Here is a 25,668-nt window from a genome sequence, read left to right as displayed (position 1 = left end):
TACTGCCAGCAAGCTAACTGAACCTGCAACTCAACTAACTCAGCAGCTATTTCTATCTCTGTATCGGCAGCAGTCCATTCAATAAACAGCTTGCTTTCTTCCAGTAAATCTTCAATTATTTCGCTATTAGCTGCATTTTGACATCGGGATTTAATCCGTGCCAAATTTGATGCTAAATTTCCCAGACGAACCGGCAGTTCGTCTCGCAAATAGCGTGACTTTAAAGCATTCCAATCTCTCATAACTCTCCTAATAGCCGTTGAACGATCTGAGCAACTCGATCTCGAATCATCGGATCGAAATCCTTGACAATCATTACATCTTGTGTTATCAGCGTTCCCTGAGCGATCGGCATAACCTAATTTTAAGAGGAGCTCCTAGCTGCAAGGGAGGTTTGCCTACTTTTTTGAGGCTGTTTCTCGATCGTTAGCTAAAATGTCATGTATGTGTCACATTTGTTCGTCCAGCTACAATTAAAATGTGACAGTTGACATTGCTAATGGTTTGTCAATTAATGCTAACTTAATTAAAAGTATTTTGATAAGCCTACTTTTATTCATCAACAAAGTCTCCGATGCCTGGAACCCAGGTCTAGGAAATATCGTCGGGGAAATGCTACAAGATTGAGTTTAGTCATCCACCAGAATCTTCGCTCCGATTTCTCCCTGAATTACTCCCAGCCAACTGTATTATCTGCCAATCGCAAACATTATGTTGGAATTAGTCAAAAATATATTTTCTCCTACTCAATATATGCCACACGGTCATTGCTATCTGTGGCAAACGCCTTTGGTGTGGCTCCACGTAACGGGCGATTTTTTAATTGCGATCGCCTATTTTTCAATTCCCATAATGCTGATTTATTTTGTATTAAAACGGCGGGATGTTCCTTTTTTAGGAATTTTTGCTTTATTTGGTGCATTTATTATTCTGTGCGGCACTGGTCACTTGCTAGAAATTTGGACTCTGTGGCATTCCGCCTATTGGTTATCTGGGATAGAAAAAGCCCTCACTGCACTGGTTTCATGTTACACTGCTGGACAGATGGTAACACTATTACCACAATTTTTATCATTAAGAACTCCCCAAGAATTAGAAGAAATAAACAGCAAATTGGAGGCTGAAATATTAGTAAAAAAACAGGCAAGATTAGAGTTGCGTATTGCCTATGACGACTTAGAAATTAAGGTGCAAGAACGCACATCCCAGTTGATTGAAACCAACAAGTGCTTAGAAAGAGAAATTGGGGAGCGCCAGCAAGCCGAGTTAAAATTGCGGTCTGTTACCGAACGCTTGCAATATTTATTGGCGACAACTCCGGCAGTAATTTTTAGCTGCCAACTAGGCGGAAATTATGACGTGACATTTGTTAGCGAAAATATTTTTTTAATGATTGGTTATGAAGCCCAAGAATTTATAAATTGTTCCCTTGATTGGTATACCTTGATTCACCCAGAAGATAGAGAAAATGTGAGTAATTTGTTCGCTCAAATATTGGAAAAAGAATCAATTTCCTACGAATACCGCGAACTGCACAAAGACGGTAGTTATCGGTGGATATACGATGAGGTTAAGTTGGTAAAAGATGCTGCGGGTGTACCTATAGAGTGCGTTGGTTATGCCGTAGATATTACTGCGCGTAAACAGGCGGAAATCACCTTGCAGCAACAACTAAAAAGGGAGAGGCTAGTGAATTCCATTCAAGAGCGGATTCGTTCCTCTCTTAACCTGGAAGAAGTGCTGACAATGGCTGTGGAAGAAGTCCGGGATTTTTTGGCAACCGATAGAACAGTTATTTATCGTTTTAACCCAGATTGGAGTGGATTTATTGCCGTGGAGTCAGTGGCAGAAAGTACGATGCCGATTTTGGGAATTGACATTAATGATGATTGTTTTCGGGAACAGTACGTGTCTGTTTACCAGGAAGGGCACATTCGGGCGATCGACAATATTTACACGGCGGGTCTTTCTGAGTGTCACCTTAATTTACTGAGCCAGTTTGAAATTAAAGCTAACCTCGTGGTTCCGATTTTGCAAGGTGAAAAATTATGGGGACTACTGATTGCTCATCACTGTCGGAGTCAAAGGCATTGGAACTCTTCTGAGATAGAATCTCTCCAGCAAATTTCCGTGCAGCTAGCAATTGCCATCCAGCAATCGATTCTTTTTGAACAAGCCAAAACAGAAATTCACGAACGCAAAGTGGCAGAATTGGCATTACAAAAAGCTGTCTTAGCTGCGGATAGAGCTAACCGTGCCAAAAGCGAATTCCTCTCTTCTATGAGCCACGAATTGCGGACTCCTCTGAATGCCATTTTGGGATTTAGTCAGGTGATGGTGCGCGATTCATCTTTGAACAATCAACACCAGCAGCATCTACAAATTATTAATCGCGCGGGAGAACACTTGCTTTCCCTAATTAATGACATTTTGGAAATGTCGAAAATCGAAGCAGGCAGAACTCAGCTTAATGAAAGCAGTTTTAATTTAATCCGTCTGTTAGAAACCTTAGAAGAAATGTTCCGATTGAAAGCTAAATCTAAAAAATTGCTGCTAAATTTTGAAGTAGCTGAAGGCGTACCGCACTTTGTGAAGGGAGATGATGGTAAATTGCGTCAAGTTTTGATTAATCTGATCGGAAATGCGATCAAATTTACAGACACTGGTAGCGTTACCTTGCGAGTAAAAAATCAGGTAGAAACAAGTTTGACTGTTCAAACCGCAGATTTTAGGCTCCCAAAAACAATCACCACCGACACGGTTTCCCTAAGGTCTATGTCGCCGGAATTTGATACTGTAAATATGAATTATATTCCGCCGGTATCGTTACGAGTTAATTTTGAAATTGAAGATACTGGTGCTGGGATTGCCCCAGAAGAGATGAATAAATTATTTCAACCTTTCGAGCAAACAAAAACAGGTTATAAATCTCAAGAGGGGACTGGATTAGGTTTACCAATTAGTCGCAATTTTGTACGAATGATGGGAGGAGATATTAGTGTCAGAAGTATACCTGGTTTGGGAAGTAAATTTTCATTTGATATTGAGTTCATGCTTGCCGAGCCTAGCGATGTTAAAATGCTTAAACCACAGAAAAAAGTAATTGGTTTAGCACCGAATCAACCAGAATACCGGATTTTGGTGGTTGACGATCGCCCTGACAACTGTCTAGTCATAGTCAGATTATTGTCACCCCTAGGCATCATCGTGCGAGAAGCTAGAAATGGGCAAGAAGCTATTGCTATATGGGAGGAGTGGCAACCGCACCTGATTTGGATGGATATGCAGATGCCTGTGATGAATGGCTATGAAGCTACCAGACTGATTAAAGCTCATCCCCTAGGTAAAAAAACCATGATTGTGGCTCTCACTGCTAGCGCTTTTGAAGAGGAACGAAAAACTATTTTGGCCGCAGGCTGCGATGATTTTATACGTAAACCCTTCCAGGCAAATGTACTATTTTCGATTATGGAAGAACTTTTAGGTATCAGCTACATTTATGAGGAGGAAGTTGAGGTAAAACCAGAAAATGAAACTACAAATAGCGTAGCTGCTAGCAATCTATCTGTTGAATCCCAACTGAGCAAAATGCCTCTTGATTGGGTGCAGAAGATATCTGATGCTGCTCATGAATGTTCCGACGATAAAATTGTTCAGTTGATTGATGAAATACCTAGAGAATTTGATTCATTCGCAAAAATCTTAACGGCTTTAGCCCATGATTTTCTATTTGATGATATTATAGAATTAGCAACATCGGCCGTTAAAGACCGTCAATGTTAAGATTTTTTATGAAAAATAAGTAAGTCTTCCATCTTATGGACAGCAATCAAGATCCTACAATTTCAGCCAGCATTCTCGTAGTTGACGATACGCCACATAACGTGCGACTATTATCCACAATCCTCACGGGACAAGGATATCAGGTTCGTAAAGCGCTAAATGGGCAAAGGGCGCTCGCTACAGTGCAAGAGTTTCCGCCACATCTAATTTTGCTGGACGTGATGATGCCAGAAATGAATGGGTATGAGGTGTGCGAACATTTGAAATCTTCACCCAGTACCAGTTCCATTCCAGTGATTTTTTTAAGCGCCTTAGATGACGCTTCAGATAAGGTGAAAGCCTTTGATGTGGGAGCAGTTGACTATATTACGAAACCTTTTCAAGAGAAAGAAGTGTTGGCACGAGTGGCAAATCAGCTAACCATTAAAAGTCAAAAAGAACTACTTCAAGAACAAACTAACCAATTAGAAGAAATTGTCGGACGTTTGGAAAAAGAAATTAAAGAGCGGCAGGGAGCTGAGCTAGCTTTACGCCTCGCTCAACAAAAGTCAGATCATTTATTGTTAAATATTTTACCAGCAGCGATTGTTGAAGCTTTGAAAAAAGGGGAGAATACTAATGCTGAGAGATTTGACTCAGCAACAGTTTTATTTGCCGATATTGTTGATTTTACTTCTATTGCTGCCAGAATTTCACCTCTAGAATTAGTGAAGTTCCTCAACCAGATTTTTTCAAAGTTTGATGAATTAACTCAGAAACATGGTTTGGAGAAAATTAAAACGAATGGGGATGCTTATATGGTAGCGGGGGGGTTGCCGGTGTCGAGGCCCGATCATGCAGAAGCGATCGCCAATATGGCCTTGGATATGCAGGAAGCGATCGCTGATTTTAAAACAGATAGGGGGGAACCTTTTCAAATTCGGATTGGCATCAATACAGGGCCTGTAGTTGCTGGAGTCATTGGTACTAAAAAATTTAGCTATGACTTGTGGGGAGATACTGTGAATGTTGCTTCTCGGATGGAATCTCAAGGATTACCAGGGTTTATTCAAGTTACTACTGCTGTTTACGATCAGTTGAAAAATAACTATGTATTTGAGGAAAGAGGTTCGATATCGGTAAAAGGTAAAGGAGAGACGATCGCCTATTTACTAACAGGGAAAAAAGATGATTCGGTTCCTTAAAAAATGAAAATTATTTCCAGTTCCCAATTTGTATTTTCCCGGACTATCTCAATGCGATCGATAAATTCTCGAAAATAAAACCTGCGTTCCGATTCTGATAAGTCGAGCCAAAATTGGGGCAGAGAAACAGTTTGAGCAGTTTCTCGCAAATTCACAGGCGGTAGTTGCGCCAATTTGCTTTGCAAATCTGCCATTTCGGTGCGGATTTTGTAGGCTCTCAATTCGGCCGTTTCTGTGTCTAAAATGCCATTTTCTATCAGGGTTGCTAGTTGATTAATGATTTGTTCTTTAAATTCGATCGCCCTGCTAATTCCTGCTTTTATTCCATTCATATCCGGCATCTGTAACCCTGCTACAGCAGCGGGTAAATTCTGACAAATTCCGCTGATGGTCGATTGCAATACTTCATCGTAGGAAAGGCCGCTACATTTAGCCGGCCGACAACAGTTAATCGGCCTTAAATAAAGGTATTCTCGGTCTTTGCGGTAGGATGTAACTTTTGCTACTGTCATGGGCGATCGACATTCCGCACAAATCGCTAAACCAGCAAGGGAACGAGGGGCGCTGGCGGTGCGGGGAGGCAGGCGGCGATTGCGGCGCAGCAACCTGTCTATTTGAGCAGCTTCTTCTCTGGAAATAATCGGGACATGGGTATTAGAAATTACTTGACCATTTTGATATTCTAAATCGCCTCGGTAGGCGGGATTTGTCAGCCAGCGGCGGCCTGTGCTGACAGATATTTTTTTGTTGTATTTCTTGGCTAAATAGCGCACGGAACCTCGCAAAGAACCGTAGATTAAAAAGTGTTCAAAAAAGTCTTTGACGGTGGGGGCGGTGCTTTTATCGATGGTGTAGCGCTCTTTGCTGCGCCGATAGCCGTAGGGAGCTTTACCCGGTGGAATCTTGGCTTTGATGCGGTTGCGGGCGTGTCCTTTGCGAATGCTGCGGCTATGTTGGCTGCGCTGGATTTCTGCTAGGAGTTTGAGCAAGTTGGCTCTGTTTTCTGTTTGTTTTTCGTCTGTGACAATTAGTTGGATGCCGAGGTTTTCCAGTTGTTCTAGGCTGGTGCAAACTTGCTGCACTGTGTCGCCTAGTTCTTCAAACCGCTGAATTAACAGGTATTTGACTGGTTCTGTGGCGCAGTCTTTTAGGAGTTGTTGCAGTTGCTCTCGCCCTCCTAAGTCTTGATAAGTGCGATCGACTTCTTGACCCCAAAATTCTGCCGTCGGTGCTGTTTCTAGGAGAGGTTCGGTATAAGAGTAGGCGATGATTTTCATCTGTTACTGGCTGAGTTCGATGATATTACCGTCGGGATCTTGGGTAAATAATGCCGATCGACCTGATGCACTCATTTGTACTGGGCAATGATGAGCGATTAATTGCTCTTTAGCTAGTTCTAAGTTAGCCACAGAAAATGCTAGATGTTGGTTGCGTCCTAATTTTTCATAATCTACGGTATTTGGGATAATTTTTTCTGCTACAATTAGGTGGATTTGGAAGTTACCTACTTGATACCAAATACCGGGAAAATTTAATTGTCTCTCAATTTGTTGCAGTCCTAATACGGTGCTATAAAAGTGTTGGGATTTTTCGATATTAGAAATTAGTAGGGCACTGTGGAGGGTTTGGGTAATTTGCATTTTTTTTCAGACCTTTTAATTTCGCGCTTATATAAAAATTGTGAGCCACAGATTTATCATAACATAATCTGTTACTTTGAATACAGATAGAACTACAAAATCAATGTTATGCAATGTCTCGATAGTAATTTATTTTTCAAATTATGAATCCGTCTACATTCTAATATATACTTATCCAAAAAATCCTTAAATAATTAATTTATGTAGCGATATAATATCTTACCAGATATGACTTTTCAAGTCGATCGCTCCTGGGAAGCAAGCGCTGCAAAAAATTTCAAGGCAATTGATGTGGTTCGTCATCTGTTTTCTATCTACCGAGCTTTATTTTGTGGTCAAATCTTCCCGAAACCTTGGGGGTCATAGTAAACTAATAGACATCTGCCATAATTCTTGTGAAACAGACATCCCTTCGATGATGCAGCTACCGCACTATTATTTATATTACTATAACCAACAACTTACTAGAATTTAGAAACTATGACTCCGCTCTCAATTTCCGGCTACCGCGCTATCGAACTACTCTACTCCGGTCCCAGAACCTTGGTGTATAGAGGTTTTTCTGAATCAGACAATCAACCAGTTGCGCTCAAATTGCTCAAGTCTGAGTATCCGACTTTCAGCGAACTGGTGCAGTTTCGCAATCAATACACCATTGCTAAAAATATCGATCATTCCGGGATTGTCAAACATTTAAGTCTAGAACCATACCGTAACGGCTTTGCCTTGGTGATGGAGGACTTTGGGGGTATTTCTCTGGCCGAATACGTCGCCAATGATGCCTTTGGAATTAATGGCAAATTCACCAATCGTTTAGCGGATTTTTTGCAGATAGCCCTTCAAATTTGTTCGGCTTTAGAAGCGATATATCAAAACACAATTATTCACAAAGATATCAAGCCACAGAATATTATAATCAACCCTCAAACTCAACAAATAAAAATCATAGATTTTAGTATTTCTTCCCTTTTGCCTAGGGAAAATCAAGAAATTAAAAATGCCAATATATTGGAAGGGACTTTAGCTTATATGTCTCCCGAACAAACGGGAAGAATGAATCGTGGGATTGACTACCGCACCGATTTTTACTCCCTAGGAGTAACTTTTTACGAACTGTTGACAGGACAATTGCCATTTTCATCCAACGAACCCATGGAATTGGTTCACTGTCACATTGCTCGCCAGCCCATTCACCCGATCGCCCTAAATCCAGCCATCCCCCAAGTATTGAATAACATCGTGCTAAAACTGATGGCAAAAACAGCAGAAGCACGCTATCAAACAGTTACAGGCATCAAACATGATTTAGAACTCTGCTTAAAAGCATACTCCAATACTGGCACTATTGAACTGTTTGCATTAGGCCGCAGAGACATTTCTGACCGCTTCGTGATTCCCGAAAAACTGTATGGCAGAGAGATCGAAGTTTTGACCCTATTAGCGGCCTTCCAGCGCGTCGCATCTCCCCAGGCAAATCCCCTAACTACAAATTTAAAAACCTCCTCTAACAGCGCCAAAAAAACTCATAAATTACGCCGTAGAGCTACTACTGAAATAATGTTGATAGCGGGATTTTCCGGGATTGGCAAAACGGCTGTCGTGAACGAAATTCATAAACCAATAGTTCAGCAACGGGGATACTTTATCAAAGGAAAATTCGACCAATTTAGGCGCGATATTCCCTTCTCCGCTTGGGTGCAAGCTCTGCAAAAGTTAATGGAACAATTACTCACAGAAAGTGTCGAACGAGTTGAACATTGGCAATCGGAAATCCTGTCAGCTTTAGGTGACAATGCTCAGATAATTATTGATGTAATTCCCGAATTAGAACTGCTGATTGGCAAGCAACCTCCTGTCCCAGAATTAGAGCCTAGTCCGGCACAAAATCGGTTCAATCTGCTATTTCAAAAGTTTATTCGTGTCTTTGCTACCAAAAATCACCCCTTAGTTATTTTCTTAGATGATTTGCAATGGGTAGATTCAGCCTCTTTGAAATTAATGCAATTGTTGCTGGCCGAATCAGAAGGGCAACATTTGCTGTTAATTGGTGCCTATCGAGATAATGAAGTTTCCAATGTTCATCCATTAATGCTGACTTTATCGGAAATTCGTAAGCTAGGTACGAGTTCATCTTCTGTGCTCAGTCATGGGAGCGATCGCCCAGCCCCTATAATTAATCAAATTACTCTCGCGCCACTTTCCAAACTTGACTTGAATCGTCTGGTTGCTGATGCTTTAAGTTGTCCGCTAGAACGCTCTCTTTCCTTGACGGAATTGATTTTTCAAAAAACTCAAGGCAATCCTTTTTTTAGCAATCAATTCCTCAAGAATCTCTACGAAGATAAGTTAATTTATTTTGATTTAAACACTAAAAACCAGGGCGAGTACGCACCATCCACCGCGCCGACTGGGACTGCGGGGGGGTGGCAGTGCGATATTAGTAAAATCAGAGAATTGGCAGTTAGCGATGATGTCGTCGAGTTTATGGCCACTCAATTGCAGAAATTGCCGATCGCCACTCAAGATGTTTTAAAGTTAGCTGCTTGTATTGGCAGTCAATTTGATTTAGAAACCTTGGCTGTTGTTTGCGAAAAATCTCAAGGAGACACGGCGGCTGATTTGTGGAAAGGATTGCAAGAAGGTCTAATTTTACCGCAAAGTCAAGTTTACAAGTTTTTTACAGAGGATGGGGAGGCAGCACCCTTAGCTGTTGCCGATTGTCCATTGCCAAGTTACAAATTTTTGCACGATCGCGTTCAACAAGCTGCCTATTTTTTAATTACTGATGATGCCACGCAGTTAACTCACCTGAAAATTGGCAGATTGTTGTTGAGTAATACCCCAGAATGTGAAAAAGAAGAGCGGATATTTGATATTGTCAACCACTTGAATATGGGAGTGGAATTAATTGTCGATCGCACTGAAAGAAATCAGCTAGCTTCCTTGAATTTATTAGCAGGGCGCAAAGCGAAAACTTCTACAGCCTATGCTGCTGCTGTTGATTACTTAACCATGGGTCGCCATTTACTACCAGATGATAGCTGGAGCCATTTATATGACTTAACCCTAGATATTTATGTAGAATCGGTAGAAGCAGAATATTTGAATACCAATTTTGATTTATCGCAACAACTGACAGAAATAGTTCTATCTCGCTCGCGAAATCTCCTCGATCAATTCCGAGTTTACGAAGCACGAATTCAGTCTTATATTGCTCAAAATCAGATGAAATTAGCAGTAGATACTGGATTGGAAGTTTTGGGGATGCTTGGTGTTGCTTTGGAAACAGAACTCCCTGGGGAGGAGGAAATTTCGGGCTTAGCCGATCTGCCAGAAATTAAGGATGCTTATAAAATTGCTGCTTTGAGGATTTTATGTGCGATCGCTTCTGCGGCTTATCTAGCCAGTCCCGAAATTTACCCCACCGTTGTATTTACCATGGCAGATATTTGTATCAAATACGGGAATTCTGCCCCTGCTAGTTATGCCTATGCTTGTTGCAGTTTAATTTGTGAAGTAATCGGAGAAATTGAATTAGGTTATCAATACGGTCAACTATCCTTACAGGTATTAGATAAATTTCCATCTCCCGAATTTAACTCAAAAGTTGTGATGGTTTATAATGCCTGCGTCAGACATTGGAAAGAACCGACTCGCTCGACTCTACCTTATTTGCTATCGGCAGTCCAAAGTGGTTTAGAAACTGGCGATATTGAGTATGCTTGCTATGCTGCTATGTATCTTTGCATCTACAGCTTTTTTAGCGGCGAAGACCTAAAATTAGTATATCAAAAACATGAGCAGTATCTGGAACTTATGCTCGATTCTAAACAAGAATATCAGACTTACTATACCCAAATATGGCTACAATTAGTATTAAATTTACAAGGATTAGCTGAGGATAATTGTCGGTTAGTGGGGGAAAGTTTCAATGAAGATGAAATGTTGCCTGTTTTGTTGGCCGCCAATAATGTATCTTCCATATTTGGGATTTATTTTGCTAAAATGGTTGTGAATTATTTGTTGGGCGATCGCGATCGGGCCCTGGAAAATGCCCAGCTAGCAGAGCAATATGTCGCGGGAGTCGGCTCGTTAATGATGGTTCCACAGCACAACTTCTATCATTCCCTCGCCCTGCTAGCACTGTATCCCCATGCTGAGGCGATCGCAGCAGAACAATACTTAAGCCAAGTGAGAAACAATCAGGAGAAAATGCAAACCTGGGCGTTTCATGCACCGATGAATTATCAACATAAGTATGAATTAGTAGCAGCAGAAATAGCACGAGTATTAGGAGACAGGCTGGAAGCGATGGATTTGTACGATCGCGCCATTGTGACAGCCAAAGAAAACCAATACCTCCAAGAAGAAGCACTAGCAAACGAACTGGCTGCTAAATTCTATCTGGAATTAGGCAAAGATAAAATTGCCAGCGTCTATCTAACTGATGCTTATTATGCTTATGCTCGCTGGGGTTCTCCGGCAAAAATCAAAAACCTGGAACAAAACTATTCCCAATTACTCGCTCCCATCCTCCAACAAACAACAAGCCTATATGGATGCATAACAATTGCTGAAACTATGCTAGAGGGCGTTACTAGCACTAGCAAAAGTATGTCCAAATCCCTAGAATTAGAAACAGTAATCAAAGCTTCTCAAGCCATATCTGGAGAAATAAATGTAGATGAATTACTCTCAACTTTAATCAAAATACTCAACGAGAATGCTGGCGCTTCTCTGAGCTATATTATTTTAGAAATTGATAGTGAATTATGGATAGTTGCTAAATGTTTAAACGAGCAATCTTATTTGCCTAATATTTTGATCGCTCAAAGCGAAGAACTTCCCATCACTGCCATTAACTACGTCTGGCGTACTAGAGAAACCTTGGTAATTAACGATATTGCTACTGAAAATATGTTTGCTGCCGACCCCTACATTATTGAGCACCAACCTAAATCGGTGTTGTGTACTCCCATTGTTAACCAAGGTAAGGCGATCGGCATTTTGTATTTAGAAAATAGTCTCGCCACCGGTGCCTTTACGGCGGACAGATTAGAAGTCTTAAAAATCCTATCTTCCCAAGCTGCTATCTCCATTGAAAATGCTCTGTTATATCAAACTCTTGAAGATAAAGTTGAAGAACGTACTGCCGAACTAGCCCAAGCAAATCAAGAAATTTCTGCCCTCAACCAGCGCCTCAAAACCGAAAATATTCTGATGAGTGCCGAACTGGATATCCTCAAACAAATGCAGCAGTTAATTCTGCCAAAACCAGCCGAACTCCAAGCAATAAAAGGCTTAGATATTGCGGGATTTATGGAACCAGCGGATCGAGTAGGTGGCGATTACTACGACGTACTGTGTACGGAGGGAGTTGTGACAATCTGCATTGGAGATGTTACAGGACATGGATTAGAAAGTGGCATTTTGATGGTGATGACTCAAGCAGCAGTCCGCACTCTTCAGGAACTGCAAGAATCCGAGCCAGTCCGTTTTTTAGATACCCTGAATCGCACCATTTACAAAAATGTCCAGCGCATGAAATCTGACAAAAATCTGACCCTCGCTCTGCTGAATTACGCCGACGGTAAAGTTAGTATTAGCGGTCAACACGAGGAAATTATCGTGGTCAGAAAAGGTGGTCAGATTGAAAGGATTGACACAATAGATTTAGGATTCCCCATCGGCTTAGATGAGGATATTTCAGATTGGATTAGTCAGGTTGTAGTAGACTTAGAGCCTGGGGACGGGGTAGTGCTTTATACTGACGGCATCCCCGAACCCAGAAATATCGAGCAAGAATTTTACGGTATAGAAAGACTCTGTGAAGTGGTTTCTGAAAACTGGCATCGCAGCGCCGAAGAAATCAAGCAAGCCACCATCGATGATTTACGAAAATTTATGGGAGAAGAAAAGGTACTTGATGACATTACTTTGCTAGTATTGAAGCAACAGGGAAATATTGTGCATAATTGACGATCGCCTACGAGAGAGCAGCTTTAGAGGAGCGATCGGGGATTTGGGGGCGCAGAATGTCAGAAGCAACCGGATTTACCGATCGCATCGTGTAACTTATAATAATTTACAGCTAGCGATTAAAACAATTTTTCGCTCCCAAATTGGGGAGTATAAATTATGACAACCCAGATAAATTTAGCACAATCTACATCTCCTGAAGAACTCAAGACTCAGCTACAGGATTTGATGGAGAAACTTGAAGAAGTCGAAGATGAAAAAAATAGCTATGAAACTTTAGTAGAAATTATCACGGAGCATTCCACGGATTTGGAAAACCAAATCCGTCATAATAATCGAGAGATGCAGACTTATATCGAGCAGGTAAAAAAGGTGATAGATGCAGCTATCGCTGTGAAAAACAACTGCTTTGAACCTCAGATATTGTCCGATGTCGCAGCGCGTAGTGATACGCTGGGAGAACTGGCACAGGTTTTCTCCCATATGGTGCAAACGGTGAAAGCGCGGGAACAGGAATTAGAGAAACTTTTGCAGGCTTACGGACGTTTTGTTCCCGATGAATTTCTCCAATTTCTGGGAAAGCAGAGTATTGTGGATTTCCAGCTTGGAGATCACGTCAGCAAAGAGATGGCTATCATGTTTTCTGATATCCGTTCGTTCACCACAATGGCCGAGCAAATGACTGCTCAACAAAACTTTAACTTTATCAATAGCTATTTACAGCGAATTAGTCCCGGAATTCGCAATCACAATGGTTTTATTGTCAAGTATATGGGAGATGGAGTGATGGCAGTTTTTCCCGAAGGGGTTGATGATGCCATTCAGGCTGGAATTGTGAAGTTAGAGGAGTTGCAAAAATACAATCAAAGCCGTAAAATCAATGGAGAGATTCCGGTGAATATTGGCATTGGTATCCATGTTGGTGATACGATGGTGGGGATTATTGGTGAAGCAAATCGGATGCAAGCCGATGCCCTGTCCGATCATGTGAATATCACGGCTCGTCTGGAAGGTTTGACTAAGTATTATGGCGTATCTTTATTAATTTCAGGAGAGGTGGTACAACGTTTGAGTCAACCGTCCAAGTATCGTATTCGCTTTTTGGATCGGGCGATTGTGAAAGGTAGACAAGAAGCGATTACTGTTTGTGAGGTGTTAGATGTTGAAGTAGAACCAGTGCGATCGCTCAAAATTCTAACTTTGCCTATTTTTGAGGATGGACTAGAACAATATTGTCAGGGAAACTTTGCTAATGCCAAAGTTTGTTTTGAAAAAATTGTGGGGTTAAATCCCGATGACAAACCCAGCCAAATTTATCTAGAACGCATCCAAGCACTTTTAGAAAACAGTATTCCGGCTAACTGGAATGGCGTGTGGCAATTTACCCAGAAGTGACATAAAAAAATAATTGGAGGGAGACAATATGACATCGGGAAGGTTGGAGAAAGGGATAGAAATATTTGGAGAATTTATCGAGGAATTTCCACCGGAGCATGACTCCCTAGAACTTACATTTACTCCCAGTTCTCGCCCCATCAAGCAGCGGTGGCGAAACAATCGGATATCTGCTCATTTTGTAGCAGATTATTTGTCGAGTTTTTTACCAGTGGACGAGCAGAATTTTAGCAGCGAAAAACGAATTAAACAAATCAAAGGAGCCGTGAGCTATATTGCTAATGAACTGTTAGAAAATGCTATAAAATTTAGTGATGATGACTGTAGTCACAAGGTAAGGTTTGGGATTCACTTTATCGGAGAAGATGATGTAACAGCGGTAATTTATGCTACGAATCATGTGAAGGAAGCAGCAGCTCATAAATTGCAGGAATTCATTAAAGAACTGCTGATTTCTGACTCTAATGAACTCTATTTACAGCAGCTTGAAAAAAATGCTGAAATAGAAAGTGAAACATCGGGATTAGGATTGCTGACGATGATTAATGACTATGCTGCTAAGATAGGTTGGAAATTTGAGTCCATAGCTGATGGTCTCCCTATGCTCGCTATTACGACCCTCGTTCAAATTAGTGTTTAGTAGAGCCAGAATTCACTCAGGAAACCACAAAACTATGGATATTCAAGAAATTAAAGGTCAAGACTACTTTATTCAATACGATCCAGAATCGGTGACAGTCTCTTTCAAAGGTGAACTCAGCTTAGATGGAGCGTCAGATTATAAGCCCATAGTTGATTTATTAGATGAAGTTGCTAGTTTAGAACCTCCTCACATTACTTTGAACCTCAAACAACTGGAGTTTCTTAACAGTTCTGGTATTAATATGCTCTCCAAGTTTGTTATTAGTGTGCGGAAAAAGAAAACGATTGAACTGTTGGTAACAGGTTCAAATGATGTTCCTTGGCAACAGAAATCTCTTAAGAATTTAGAAAAGTTGTTGCCAACCTTGAAGCTGCAATTGGAGTGATTTTTGTTAACTGTTTAAGTTTGTTGCACCGGCAATTCAATGATAAATTCGGTTCCCTGAGACGGTTCTGACTCGCACCGCAGAATGCCACCGTGATTTTCTACTAAAATTTTATAGACTATCGACATTCCTAAACCGGTGCCTTTACCGATTTCTTTAGTTGTAAAAAACTGCTCGAACATTCGTTCTTTTACGTCAGCCGTCATTCCCGCTCCTGTGTCAGCAATGCGGACGATAACTCGATCGCTTCCTGCTAGCTCGGTACGGATATAAATCTTTAATAAAGCATTTGGTCGTTCTTCTGCTGCTTCTTCCAAAGCATCGATCGCGTTGCTAATCAAATTCATAAATACTTGATTTAGTTGTCCGGCATAACACTCTACTGGAGGCAATTTTCCGTAATCTTTAACTACTTCTATATCACGACCAATTTTTTGAGAATTCAGACGGTTTCGCAAAATTAACACGGTGTTTTCAATGCAGTCGTGCAAATCGCATTGGGTCATGTTAGTATTATCAGTCCGCGAAAAGTTCTGCATCGATTTGACTATTTCGCGGATGCGATCGGAACCCATTTGCATCGAAGACATCACTTTCGGCAAGTCTTCCACTAAAAAATCTAGCTCCATTTCTTCGATTTGATATTTTATTTCATCACAGGGGTTAGGATAGTTTTCTTGATAGAGACGGAGTAGGTGTAGCAAATCTTGAGTATAAACTTCTACATAGCTCAAGTTGCCGTAAATAAAACTAATGGGGTTATTAATTTCGTGGACAATACTAGCCATTAGTTCTCCCAGAGAAGACATTTTTTCGCTTTGCAGGAGTTGAGCTTGAGTTTCTTTGAGTTCGCACAGGGTGCGCTTGAGTTCATCGGCTTGTGATTCCGAACTAGCTCTAGCATTACAACTTTCTTGATAAAGTTCAACTTGTCTGAGATCTATTTCAAATTGTTCCATTTCGCTTTCTTCTTGATATTGACTCACCACTGCATCAAAAGCTGCGAGCAGTTCGCCGGAAGCGGAGGCTACAATGTACAATAGGTGAGGATTATCTGGCTTCAGGTCGGCATCTGGAACCTGTACTAATGCTCTTATGCGATCGATATATTCGCGCACCTGTTTATCTAAATACAGGGGCGCTTCAAAATACATTGATTTGACAACGGGCGAAGGGGGAGTTAATAAGTTGATGCTGCTGTCAGTGTAGATTAACCCACGGTGAGATTTTTCCATAAGAGCGATCGCCTCTAGCAATTGAGCCCGCAATGTTTCTCTTTCTGCTGTTTCTAGAGAGCCAACCAACCTCATGGCAAAAAATGCCGTTTTTTGAGAAAGCATTCGCTGTCGCCCACTGACGTTAATGAGAGCAGCGCTAATTTTTCTAGCGGTCATAATTTCTTCAAGATTGAAGTAGTTTTTGAATGCCACGATAGGTAATACCTCCGACTCAACTGAATGTCTGTAACTCCTGGTCGCAGAAGATAGGGTCATCATAAAAAATGTTTTCACTATACTGTCAAAAATATAGTCCCTAGGTGGGTCTTTAAGTAGTATAATTAGTCACAGTTTTTCAGTCAGTATTACAATCTATGTTTATACAGGATCTAGGTCAATTGCTCAAAAAAAATTCCCATCAGATTTGCCATCATTTCTGGTTGAGTTTGGGGCAACCCATGAGTCCCGTTGGGAATAATAGCTAATTCTGCTTTTGGTATTTCCTTGGCGTAGGTTTGAGAATGCCACAGAGGAATTGTTTCGTCGTTATCTCCGGTAATTACTAAAGTGGGAATTTGCAATTTGTGAATGTCTTTTTCCACGGTATCAATGGCGTCTTCCGGGCGCATCCGACTCATTAAAAAAGAGCGAGCTACTGGTTGAGACATTAACTCCCGCCGCCAACCCCATATTTGCTGTAATTCGTTACTTTTTCCGGCTAAATTAGCAAAAGGTTTTGCCAATTGTAGAGTCCAATCAACGATCGGCGTTTGCCACAGTAGGGGCCGCAAAGCATCATATTGACCGCAAAAACTGTCGTCTCGAATTCCAGCAGGCGCTGCTAACACTAAACTGCTGACGGAATTTGTGTATTTGAGAGCATAGGCAGCCGCCACCCAACCCCCAAAAGAATGTCCGATAATACAGCAGGGTTCGATATTTAGTTGTTCTACAACTTGTCGCACAAAAGCAACCTCTAGGGAAACATCGTAACAGATTTCTGGTTTGCTAGATTCTCCAAAACCTAACAAATCTAAACTAATGCAGCGAAACTGAGATTGCAATAACTCAATGAGTGGGAGCCAGCAAGTCTTTTCTCCAAAAAAACCGTGCAGCATTAATAACGGTTGCCCGCACCCGATGTCGAGGTAAGTGGCTTGTTGGGTGTTGCCATTGACAAATGTACTCAAAGTGTGCTTTTGCATAAGTGTTCTTGAGTCCTGTGACTGGAGGGATGTTTGTAAACTATTGTTACCCTACCAGCATCCAAAGGTTAAACTTCATTACGGAGTGGAAAATCCAAAAACTATTGTGATAGTCTCTATTATGATTTTAAATACTGCAAACATAAAGCAGGAGAACACTTTGAACTCCAACTTAAAACAATACCCAGCTTGTTCGCTGCGCGAAGATGTGAGTGAGTACGTGGCACACCTACAGCTTCACATGACTTTACAGGCTCGCAACTTACTCCCTACCATTACACAGGCTAAGGACAGTCGCGAACAACTTTTGCAGCAGACTCAGGCTCATTTTGAGAAACGAGTATCTAGACAAGCTCTTTAAATCGTAAGTTGACGATCGCCCAATTTGATTCGGTGTCCCTGGATTTAGATCCGGGGTCAATTTATAAAATCTACAATTCAAAAAATCTCCAATCTCACATCCATTGACGATCGCCCGGTTTCTATGATGGCATACGCATAGTGGTCGGTTTTCGGTAATATGCGGTGGATGTTTGAAAAAGAGATTTTTATGCGTATTCTAAATATTCAGGCGATCGCAATTTTGACTCTAGCCACATGGACTGGGGGGGAATTAGGAGCCAAAGCTGCAACTGAGGTGAAATTGGCAGAAGCAGAAGCAGCAGCAGCAGATAGCCTGTCGATAAATCCTGTGGCGGTAGAAGCTCCATCACCCTCTGTTAAAGTTAAATCCAGCCCAAGTAAAGATTTTGCCTTGGTGTTAAAAACTGCCCGTAGCCCAGGGGCGGTGGTTGAAACGCCGGAATCATATCAATTCCGGTTGTATCGGAATGATTTAACCGCGAAGGCGCGAAGTACGCGAAGGAAGAGAAGAGAGAGTTTAATAATTCCGATGCTAACGGATTTTAGATCGTTAGATATTTCTCCAGACATTTCCCAAAAAGCGGGTATTGAACAGGCTGGATGCCTATTCCACGGGAATGATACCAGCAGTTTATGCAATGGCCAAGCCCGACAGCTAGAGGGCACTGCACAGGTTTCTCAAGCTGGAGATGTGGGCGGTATCTACGTTGCAGAGGTGAAAATTCGGTTTGTCAATTCCAAGGGGGAAGCTGTTGACAAGCAAGGGAATCCGATTCAGGGCAGAATTTCTGAAGATTTTATCCGTGGCGAACTCAAACTCAAGGCGGGGGATAATTACAGTCAGGATGTAGTGCGATCGGATTTGCAGCAGTTGCAGCAATTGGGATTGTTTGACATGGTGACGGTTTCTACTGAAGAAGTTGGCACTGATATTAATGTTATATACAACGTCCAAGAGCGATCGGCTCGGTCTTTTGGTGTGAGTGCGAGTTTGAGTGATGACATTGGCTTAGCGATTCCTCTGTCTTATACCGATCGCACTTTAGGTAGAAATCCGCAACGCCTGTCGGTGGAAGTTCAGCCCAGCCTCCGAGATTTCGAGTATGATGTCCAATTTGTCAGCCCTTACGTTGCCGCCACTGATACTTTGGGATACAGTGTGAGAACTTTTCGCGATCGCCGAACATCGGAAATTTTCAACAACGATATTAACTTGCCCAATGGGAATCGAGTTCGGGAAATTCGGATGGGAGGAAATCTGGCATTTACCAAGCCTTTGGGGGATTGGCGAGGGACTTTGGGATTGAATTATACAAATATCAGCACCCGCGATCGTAATTTGAATATCGCCCGCCGTGACGAATTGGGAAACCCTCTCACTTTCAGCGGCACTGGTGTTGACGAATTATACACTGTCTCTTTTGGCGCCACGCTCGATCGGCGCAACAATCCCTTCAACCCAAGCAGCGGCTCGGTTCTCAGCCTCAGCACCGAACAATCCATCCCCCTGGGACAAGGGAACATAGTGAGCAATAAATTATTAGCTAATTATATACAATATATACCGCTGAATTTCCTCGGCCGTGGCGATACGGAAGCATTGCCAGAAACCTTAGCTTTTAACCTGCAAGCAGGGACGGTAATTGGAGATTTGGCACCCACAGAAGCTTTTCGTCTCGGTGGGCGGAATTCCGTGCGGGGTTACGACACAGGAGATCTCGGTAGCGGGCGGAGTTATTTCCTAGCTTCCGGGGAATATCGGTTTCCCGTCAGTAGAGATGTGGGCGGGGTAATATTTGTCGATTTTGCCTCAGATTTGGGAACCGGAGACAGCGTGTTGGGGAAACCGGCGGTGGTGAGGGACAAACCGGGTACTGGGGCTGGTTTTGGCGTGGGAGTCCGAGTGCGATCGCCCTTGTTGGGATTAATCCGCTTGGATGTGGGTGTTAGCGATGGCGGCGACATCAAATTTGTACTTGGTACAAGGCAGCGATTTTGAATTATTGATACTCCCCACCGATGAATCGGGGGGATTCTTGAAGAGTCCAAACTCTTTTAAGATACCAGGGGCGGGTTTTATAGATGGTAGGTTTACCCCTACAAAGAATGAAACAGCCCTGCCCCTACAACTCCCCTTAAAAATTGGCGGCGTAAGTTAATTCAAATTGGCGGCCTAGGGTGATACAGCAATAGTGTGGTCGATCGAATACTAAATTGTAATTCATTTCCCCATCTATTTTGATTACCGGTTGTTTTAAAGGGATGCCATGAATGTTATATTGGCGACGCTCTAAGGCACTCCAGTCAATGATTTTGATATCGATTTGGTTCTGCAATTCACTGGCTAACAAAAATAGTTCCATCTTGTCTTGAACTTTGCCAGTTAAGGGTATTTTCATTAACACTAACTGAGTGACAAGGGGTTTTTGTTCGTTGGGAAACTTCTGGGTGTGGCAATGTCCAAGTTCTATATCATAAGGTTCTACCTTGAATTTGTCTTTGGAAAGAAGGGAAGATGCGTGCAAGTCTTTGAGGCACTTTTCCAGGTGGGGAATCAACCCCAAGTCTGGATCGCATAGGAGTTTGCGAATATTGGAAGTTTCGGTGACTGTCATGTTAGATTTTTGATGTTATTTTTTGATTCTTACTTTTAGCTTAGCGCTAAAGGGATCGGTCTAAAATCTATTTTTTGGTGAGTTTCCAGAGATTAAGCTCGACTGTATCGGTAATGGGGTCTATTTTATAGTTTTGCTGCTGGATTCCCGATCGCAATACTGAGGATGGTCTGTATAAAAACAGGTCACTAAAACCCTTGGGAATTGTAGGTACTTTGGGTTTGGCAAGTGCCAATTCCCGATTTTTGTAGCAAGCAGTGTAGCAGCGGGGTGCAATTAGTAGTTTGACTTTTGGTTCTAGCTGATAGCTTAAAGGCATAATATATGCTATATTGGCATCGCTAATGATTAGCGGCTTGGTGGCTTGATTAATCGCCTTAGCTACTTCTATTTCCGTGCGTAGCCAACCACTGCCTTTATTCCACCAAATGTCTGCTTGAGAAATTATTCCCGCGGATATAATGCCGGCAGAAAACAGTGCAACCATAATGAATTTCCACACATTTTGGTGCTTATTACCATCGAGATTGCCACTAATTTTTATAGACAGTAGATAAGCAACTGCTAGCTGAATTCCCACATAACATGGCACTAAATATCGCGGATTTGCCGATCGCCTTCCACCTTTAAGTATATCGGGTACTGCTAAAAATAACGCCGTTGTTGCAATTGTTAACAATATCAATAGCCAAACTCGTTTTGGTGTATGTCGGCACAGGAAAAACATTGCATATCCCACCAAAGCGAGGATAATTAGACTCACAGGAATTAGTAAGGCTACTTGTGTGGTACTAGCACTGCCATCAATGCCTAGATCGAAAAAGGCGATGGTGACGGAACCAACCCACCTGCTAACTAATTTTAAGATATTTGCCTGTTCAGTCCAGACTGTGGTGCTTTTAATTTGATTGATGTTTTCTGAAACATTGATAACCGAAGGCATGAAAGCGATAAATGCTACTAAAGCTGCTACATAATAGGAAATAAAGGTTTGAATATCGCGCCAGTTGGCAATGATTGCGATGTAGATTGCATGGGCGGCGGCGACGCAGATAAATAACAAGTGGGTGTAAAGTCCCATTGCTAAGGTTACTGCGTAAATTATCCAGTGGAAAATCAGCGAAATGGGGTTGAGATTTTCCTGTACCCGCGTTGCTCGCAGCAGGGATGCTGTTGATACAATAGTAGTGACAGTCCACAAACTGTATTGTCTGGCTTCTTGGGCAAACAGAATATGGTAGGGAGAAATGGCAAAAATGGCGATCGCCATCCATGCTACAGTGCTAGAGGCAAATAATTCCCAAGCTAGCCAATAAATGGCGGGAAATACTAGCAAGCTAATCGCCACAGCTAAACTCCTCATGGCTGTGACAGAACTGCCGAACCATTGCCCCCAATATCGGGCTAGTATGTAATACAGTGGCGGGTGCTGGGAGTCTTCGGTTGCTAAAGAATGTAGGGTGTCAGTTAAATGGTGTTCGGGATTTATGTGTTGATATTTTTGTAAATCTGAGGGCGATGTTATTTGCTGGTAAGAAAAATTTTTGAGCATTTCGGCTTCGGTGTAGCCGGCAACTCTCAGGGAAGTATAGGTTTCGTCGATCCAGTAAAACTTGCGATCGATATTTGCAAAACGAAAAAATATACCCAGGACTAATATAAATATCATTAAAAATCGCAACCCCTTGTGCAGTGGATGATGCTGAGAAATTAGTCGATCGCCATTTTTCGGAAATTCCATTTTAAATAAACTCACTTGGGGTTGCTAGATAAATGCTCATTATTTGACTATTTTCCAGAGAAGTATTTCTTGGTCTTGACCGTAAATTATTTCTATTTTATATTGATTAAACTCGCGGATTTGTTTTTGTAAATCCTGGGAAATATTGTACAGAAGTATCGGGTCAAAATTTCCAGAAAATTCAATATTTTTGGGTGACATTATTAATAATTTAGCTTGTGGTTCTATTTGGTGACTCATACCTAGTAAATTGCCGATATTCAATACACTATAGCCTGCCAAGTCTGTGATGATTAATGGATTAGAAGCTGAGTTGACTGTACGGGCGATCGAGTTATTAAGCAGAGAACCGGATTTATTCCACCAAGTATCTGCTGACAAATAGAGACTCGATGAAATAATTCCCATTGAAAGCAGAAAAACTAGAGCAACTCTCCACAATTTTTGTAATTTAACTCTGATTATAAGTTGAGTAAAAAGAAAAGCAATAGATATCTGCATTCCTAAATAACAGGGAATCATGTAACGAGTGTTTATCGATCGAATCCCTCCTTTAATTAAGTCCGCTGGCAAGAAAAATACTACTGTCATGCAGGTTAATGTAATTACAAATAACCAAACTCGCATTTCTGTTTTCCGTAAAAGTAGATAATAAGAATACCCAACCATGATTAAAATCAGGAAAATAACTGGCAAAGTAGATATCAAATATGGTCGTGGCAACTTCCAGTAAAATCCCACGTCAAAAAACTGAGTGCTAATGTTCAGAATCCAACTTTTTATCAATTCTAAAAGCGGTCTTCTCAGCGATAGCCAAGAAGTTTTATCGCTGGCATAGTTGAAGTTTTTTATAAAAACTATAACCCAAGGCGAAAAAATTAGGAGCCCTGTAATTGTCGCTAAAAAATAGCCAATAACTGTCTTGTTAATGCGGAACTTTTCAACAATGACTACATAGATACCATGTCCTATGGCAACCATGGCAAATAAGAGGTGAGAATACATTGCCACGGCTAGTGTGGTAGCATAAATTGCCCAACTACTATTAGTTTTTAGGCGCATTGCTCGTAGCAACACTGCGCTGGACAGTAAAATTAACAAAACAAACAAACTGTAAGGTCTAGCTTCCTGAGCGTAAACTACCTGAAAAGGCGATACAGCTATGATGGCAACTGCTAACCAAGCTGTCAGCGATGACTCAAATAACTCTAAACATAGCCAGTACATACAAGGTAATGCCAGCAAGCTAAAAACTGCCGACAAACTTCTAGTTACTGCGATGGAATCTCCAAACAGTTGCACCCAAAATCTGACTGCTACAAAATACAGAGGAGCAAGTTGAGCTTCTTCTAGTGCCAATCCTTTTACGGTGTCAAAAACATTTTTTTCGGCATTGAGATGCTGATATTTTTCGAGGGTTTTTATTTCGTTAATTTTGCCCTCGCCTAACTCTTTAATTAATTCAGATTCTGTATAACCGGAAACTCGCAGAGAAGTGTAACCTTCGTCTATCCAGTAAACTTTCTTTTCCAGATTGGCAAAACGAAAAAATATCCCTAGGACTAATATAACTATAATTAAAAATCGCAGCCCGTTGTGCAGTGGATGATGCTGAGAAATTAGTCGATCGCCATTTTGCGTAAATTTCATTTTAAATCAACTCCTATAAAAAGAATAGTCCCTAGCCGACGCTATAAGTAGATGTTCTCCTTAATTCCCAGACACATAAATACTTTCATCAGTCGGTTTATTACCACTATTAAAGGGGCGGAGGCAGTATTTCCGCAGTCCTAGTTCATTTAGAATAACTGCCGATCGGCCATTCTGTCATGGGGTGAAAGGCTACAATGTTCGAGAGACAAAGTTTTTAAATGTCCCGAATGCGGTTATGTTGCCGACCGGGACGCAAACGGTGCTTTTGGCATTATGCTAAAAGCTTTGGCGGGTACGCCCTTCACCCTTGCGGGCGATGCTATCGAGGTATTTTCATGTGTCTGACTTGTCCAAGATATTTGAAATGTATCGCGTAAATGTACCACAACCCAGAACTTCCCAACTAAGGAGAATTTTATGGCTAAGAGTAGCGGGCCTCCCCCCATAGTTTTTATTCTGTTATTTTTCTTGCTCGCCGGTGGCGCGTTCTTTTTTCTGAATAAACCAGCATCCCAGGATGCCCAAAATACACCCACTCCCACACCCGCAGCCGATGGTGGAGCGAATCTGCCTCCCGTCGCCCCAGTACCGAGTGGAGCATCTCCGGTTGCAGCTAGTTCTTTTGCGCCTCCAACTTCTGTTGCTCCCGGTACAACGCTGAAAATTGACGGTTCTACCAGCATGGTGACAATCAATCTCAACCTTAAGAAGGGCTTTCAAGGCAAGTTTTCTGGCACTACAGTTGATACCAAAGCAAATGGTTCTGCCAACGGAATTAAGGATTTGGTGGCGGGAACAGCCGATATTGCTGCGGTATCGCAACCTTTGACTGCTCAAGAACAAAGTCAGGGTTTGAGAGCAGTACCTGTGGCCCTGGATGCGATCGCCCTTGTAGTCGGCACTAACAACCCTTTCACAGGAGGTTTAACTGTGGCTCAAGTTCAAGATATCTTCAAGGGAAATACTCAAGATTGGTCGAAAGTCGGTGGCCAGCCTGGCCCGATTAAAATCATTAATCGACCACAAGTTAGTGGCACTCACCAGACGTTTAAAGAACAGGTTCTCAAAGGCGCTAATTTTGCTACGGGACCAAATATTACTACTCTCGATCGAGATGCGACAACTCCCCTGCTGCAAGCTTTAGGGAATAACGGCATTGGGTATGCGACTTTCGCCCAAGTAGTCAATCAGAAAACGGTGCGGGTTGTGCCCGTAGACGGGGCGACACCGGATGCTGGTAACTATCCTTATCAGCGACAGTTGTATTACGTTTACAAAAACCCTCCTAGTCAAGCAGTCAAGGACTTCTTGGGTTATGCAACTTCCCCGGAAGGACAAAAAGCGATGCTTGCCGAAAATTGAGCCGAAAGCTGATGATATCGCCAGACTCAAGTCTGGCACTACACAAGCGATGTCCGCGCAACGCGACACTTAATTCTTTAGTCCGCGCAGGCGGACTTCGTTTGTGTAGGCGCGGTTTCCAACCGCAGGCAGGGTCTGATAGGCTAATATTCGATGTAATTTAAAATCGAAGGTTTTTCTGTGAGCAAAAATCGCGAACCAGTCGAGAGTTTAATTCTTTACTATTTATTCAAGTGGTCCATTGTCAGCCCGATGTTACACCTTTATTTTCGGGGTCGCATCTACGGTGCCGAAAATGTTCCCACTTCTGGACCACTGGTAGTAGTCAGCAATCACGCTAGCGATTTTGACCCGCCTATTTTATCTAATTGCATGAGACGACCGGTGGCATTTATGGCTAAGGAAGAGTTATTTAAAGTGCCTATTTTGAAACAGGCGATCGCCCTTTATGGTGCTTATCCAGTCAAACGGGAAAGTGCCGATCGCAGTGCGATTCGATCGGC

At 42.0% G+C, this 25,668-nt stretch carries 18 protein-coding genes and 1 pseudogene; 11 read left to right on the top strand and 8 right to left on the bottom strand.

Annotated elements, in window-relative coordinates:
• A partial coding sequence (locus tag AAFP11_RS23890) for a hypothetical protein (RefSeq protein ID WP_341739273.1) occupies positions 1-242 on the bottom strand: 242 nt, incomplete at its 3' end.
• A 469-nt stretch (positions 243-711) separates the two neighbouring features.
• Between AAFP11_RS23890 and AAFP11_RS23885 the strand changes: the two genes are divergently transcribed.
• Both AAFP11_RS23885 and AAFP11_RS23880 read left to right on the top strand, forming a co-directional pair.
• On the top strand, positions 712-3,783 hold the full coding sequence (locus tag AAFP11_RS23885; protein WP_341739272.1) for a response regulator: 3,072 nt from the start codon (positions 712-714) through the stop codon (positions 3,781-3,783).
• 35 nt (positions 3,784-3,818) lie between these two features.
• The gene (locus tag AAFP11_RS23880; protein WP_341739271.1) at positions 3,819-4,967 is read left to right on the top strand and encodes an adenylate/guanylate cyclase domain-containing protein; all 1,149 of its coding nucleotides are present in this window, start codon (positions 3,819-3,821) and stop codon (positions 4,965-4,967) included.
• Here the strand turns inward: AAFP11_RS23880 and AAFP11_RS23875 are convergent.
• Both AAFP11_RS23875 and AAFP11_RS23870 read right to left on the bottom strand, forming a co-directional pair.
• A complete protein-coding gene (locus tag AAFP11_RS23875) occupies positions 4,964-6,244 on the bottom strand; it encodes a recombinase family protein (protein WP_341739270.1) in 1,281 nt (426 codons plus the stop codon). The genes AAFP11_RS23880 and AAFP11_RS23875 overlap by 4 nt on opposite strands.
• A 3-nt stretch (positions 6,245-6,247) precedes the next feature.
• Positions 6,248-6,607, bottom strand: a complete 360-nt coding sequence (locus AAFP11_RS23870) for a VOC family protein (RefSeq protein WP_341739269.1) — start codon at positions 6,605-6,607, stop codon at positions 6,248-6,250.
• A gap of 480 nt (positions 6,608-7,087) precedes the next feature.
• Between AAFP11_RS23870 and AAFP11_RS23865 the strand changes: the two genes are divergently transcribed.
• From AAFP11_RS23865 to AAFP11_RS23850, 4 genes are all read left to right on the top strand, one after another.
• Entirely contained in the window at positions 7,088-12,586 is a 5,499-nt protein-coding gene (locus tag AAFP11_RS23865) for an AAA family ATPase (RefSeq protein WP_341739268.1), read from the top strand.
• Positions 12,587-12,745: 159 nt separating this feature from the next.
• Positions 12,746-13,981, top strand: a complete 1,236-nt coding sequence (locus AAFP11_RS23860) for an adenylate/guanylate cyclase domain-containing protein (RefSeq protein WP_341739267.1) — start codon at positions 12,746-12,748, stop codon at positions 13,979-13,981.
• 28 nt (positions 13,982-14,009) lie between these two features.
• On the top strand, positions 14,010-14,621 hold the full coding sequence (locus tag AAFP11_RS23855; RefSeq protein ID WP_341739266.1) for a DUF6272 family protein: 612 nt from the start codon (positions 14,010-14,012) through the stop codon (positions 14,619-14,621).
• Positions 14,622-14,655: 34 nt separating this feature from the next.
• A complete protein-coding gene (locus AAFP11_RS23850) occupies positions 14,656-15,009 on the top strand; it encodes a hypothetical protein (protein ID WP_341739265.1) in 354 nt (117 codons plus the stop codon).
• 14 nt (positions 15,010-15,023) lie between these two features.
• Here AAFP11_RS23850 and AAFP11_RS23845 read toward each other — a convergent pair whose 3' ends face one another.
• Together AAFP11_RS23845 and AAFP11_RS23840 are read right to left on the bottom strand one after the other, a co-directional pair.
• Positions 15,024-16,502 carry an ATP-binding protein gene (locus AAFP11_RS23845; RefSeq protein WP_341739274.1) on the bottom strand — a complete coding sequence of 493 codons (1,479 nt, stop codon included), beginning with the start codon at positions 16,500-16,502 and terminating at the stop codon, positions 15,024-15,026.
• 113 nt (positions 16,503-16,615) lie between these two features.
• Positions 16,616-17,431 (bottom strand): alpha/beta hydrolase, encoded by an 816-nt coding sequence (locus AAFP11_RS23840; RefSeq protein ID WP_341739264.1) that lies wholly within the window; start codon positions 17,429-17,431, stop codon positions 16,616-16,618.
• 160 nt (positions 17,432-17,591) lie between these two features.
• Between AAFP11_RS23840 and AAFP11_RS23835 the strand changes: the two genes are divergently transcribed.
• Positions 17,592-17,792, top strand: a complete 201-nt coding sequence (locus AAFP11_RS23835) for a hypothetical protein (RefSeq protein ID WP_340518803.1) — start codon at positions 17,592-17,594, stop codon at positions 17,790-17,792.
• A 189-nt stretch (positions 17,793-17,981) separates the two neighbouring features.
• Positions 17,982-19,793, top strand: a complete 1,812-nt coding sequence (locus AAFP11_RS23830) for a BamA/TamA family outer membrane protein (protein ID WP_341739263.1) — start codon at positions 17,982-17,984, stop codon at positions 19,791-19,793.
• A gap of 136 nt (positions 19,794-19,929) precedes the next feature.
• Here the strand turns inward: AAFP11_RS23830 and AAFP11_RS23825 are convergent, their stop codons facing one another.
• From AAFP11_RS23825 to AAFP11_RS23815, 3 genes are all read right to left on the bottom strand, one after another.
• The gene (locus AAFP11_RS23825) at positions 19,930-20,409 is read right to left on the bottom strand and encodes a hypothetical protein (protein WP_341739262.1); all 480 of its coding nucleotides are present in this window, start codon (positions 20,407-20,409) and stop codon (positions 19,930-19,932) included.
• Positions 20,410-20,476: 67 nt separating this feature from the next.
• Complete coding sequence (locus tag AAFP11_RS23820; RefSeq protein WP_341739261.1) at positions 20,477-22,165, bottom strand: glycosyltransferase family 39 protein; 1,689 nt, start codon at positions 22,163-22,165, stop codon at positions 20,477-20,479.
• A gap of 24 nt (positions 22,166-22,189) precedes the next feature.
• A complete protein-coding gene (locus AAFP11_RS23815; RefSeq protein WP_341739260.1) occupies positions 22,190-23,800 on the bottom strand; it encodes a glycosyltransferase family 39 protein in 1,611 nt (536 codons plus the stop codon).
• A 210-nt stretch (positions 23,801-24,010) separates the two neighbouring features.
• Between AAFP11_RS23815 and AAFP11_RS23810 the strand changes: the two are divergent.
• From AAFP11_RS23810 to AAFP11_RS23800, 3 genes and pseudogenes are all read left to right on the top strand, one after another.
• Positions 24,011-24,148, top strand: a pseudogene (locus tag AAFP11_RS23810) (zinc ribbon domain-containing protein); the annotation flags it as partial.
• A gap of 72 nt (positions 24,149-24,220) precedes the next feature.
• A complete protein-coding gene (locus tag AAFP11_RS23805) occupies positions 24,221-25,165 on the top strand; it encodes a phosphate ABC transporter substrate-binding protein (RefSeq protein ID WP_341739259.1) in 945 nt (314 codons plus the stop codon).
• A gap of 180 nt (positions 25,166-25,345) precedes the next feature.
• A partial coding sequence (locus tag AAFP11_RS23800; protein ID WP_341739258.1) for a 1-acyl-sn-glycerol-3-phosphate acyltransferase occupies positions 25,346-25,668 on the top strand: 323 nt, incomplete at its 3' end.

The organism is Microcoleus sp. CAWBG640, from assembly GCF_020883015.1.
In the GTDB taxonomy this organism is placed as follows: Bacteria; Cyanobacteriota; Cyanobacteriia; order Cyanobacteriales; family Microcoleaceae; genus Microcoleus; species Microcoleus anatoxicus.
Note: the sequence above shows the minus strand (reverse complement) of the source record. Positions and strands in the feature narration are given on the sequence as shown.

Excerpts from the sequence above, each read along its gene's own strand:
- AAFP11_RS23860 (WP_341739267.1), top strand. The coding sequence starts at position 12,746 with ATGACAACCCAGATAAATTTAGCACAATCTACATCTCCTGAAGAACTC.
- AAFP11_RS23885 (WP_341739272.1), top strand. The coding sequence starts at position 712 with ATGTTGGAATTAGTCAAAAATATATTTTCTCCTACTCAATATATGCCA.
- AAFP11_RS23875 (WP_341739270.1), bottom strand. The coding sequence starts at position 6,244 with ATGAAAATCATCGCCTACTCTTATACCGAACCTCTCCTAGAAACAGCA.
- AAFP11_RS23855 (WP_341739266.1), top strand. The coding sequence starts at position 14,010 with ATGACATCGGGAAGGTTGGAGAAAGGGATAGAAATATTTGGAGAATTT.
- AAFP11_RS23865 (WP_341739268.1), top strand. The coding sequence starts at position 7,088 with ATGACTCCGCTCTCAATTTCCGGCTACCGCGCTATCGAACTACTCTAC.
- AAFP11_RS23850 (WP_341739265.1), top strand. The coding sequence starts at position 14,656 with ATGGATATTCAAGAAATTAAAGGTCAAGACTACTTTATTCAATACGAT.
- AAFP11_RS23805 (WP_341739259.1), top strand. The coding sequence starts at position 24,221 with ATGGCTAAGAGTAGCGGGCCTCCCCCCATAGTTTTTATTCTGTTATTT.
- AAFP11_RS23870 (WP_341739269.1), bottom strand. The coding sequence starts at position 6,607 with ATGCAAATTACCCAAACCCTCCACAGTGCCCTACTAATTTCTAATATC.
- AAFP11_RS23825 (WP_341739262.1), bottom strand. The coding sequence starts at position 20,409 with ATGACAGTCACCGAAACTTCCAATATTCGCAAACTCCTATGCGATCCA.
- AAFP11_RS23830 (WP_341739263.1), top strand. The coding sequence starts at position 17,982 with ATGCGTATTCTAAATATTCAGGCGATCGCAATTTTGACTCTAGCCACA.
- AAFP11_RS23880 (WP_341739271.1), top strand. The coding sequence starts at position 3,819 with ATGGACAGCAATCAAGATCCTACAATTTCAGCCAGCATTCTCGTAGTT.
- AAFP11_RS23840 (WP_341739264.1), bottom strand. The coding sequence starts at position 17,431 with ATGCAAAAGCACACTTTGAGTACATTTGTCAATGGCAACACCCAACAA.
- AAFP11_RS23815 (WP_341739260.1), bottom strand. The coding sequence starts at position 23,800 with ATGAAATTTACGCAAAATGGCGATCGACTAATTTCTCAGCATCATCCA.
- AAFP11_RS23845 (WP_341739274.1), bottom strand. The coding sequence starts at position 16,502 with ATGACCCTATCTTCTGCGACCAGGAGTTACAGACATTCAGTTGAGTCG.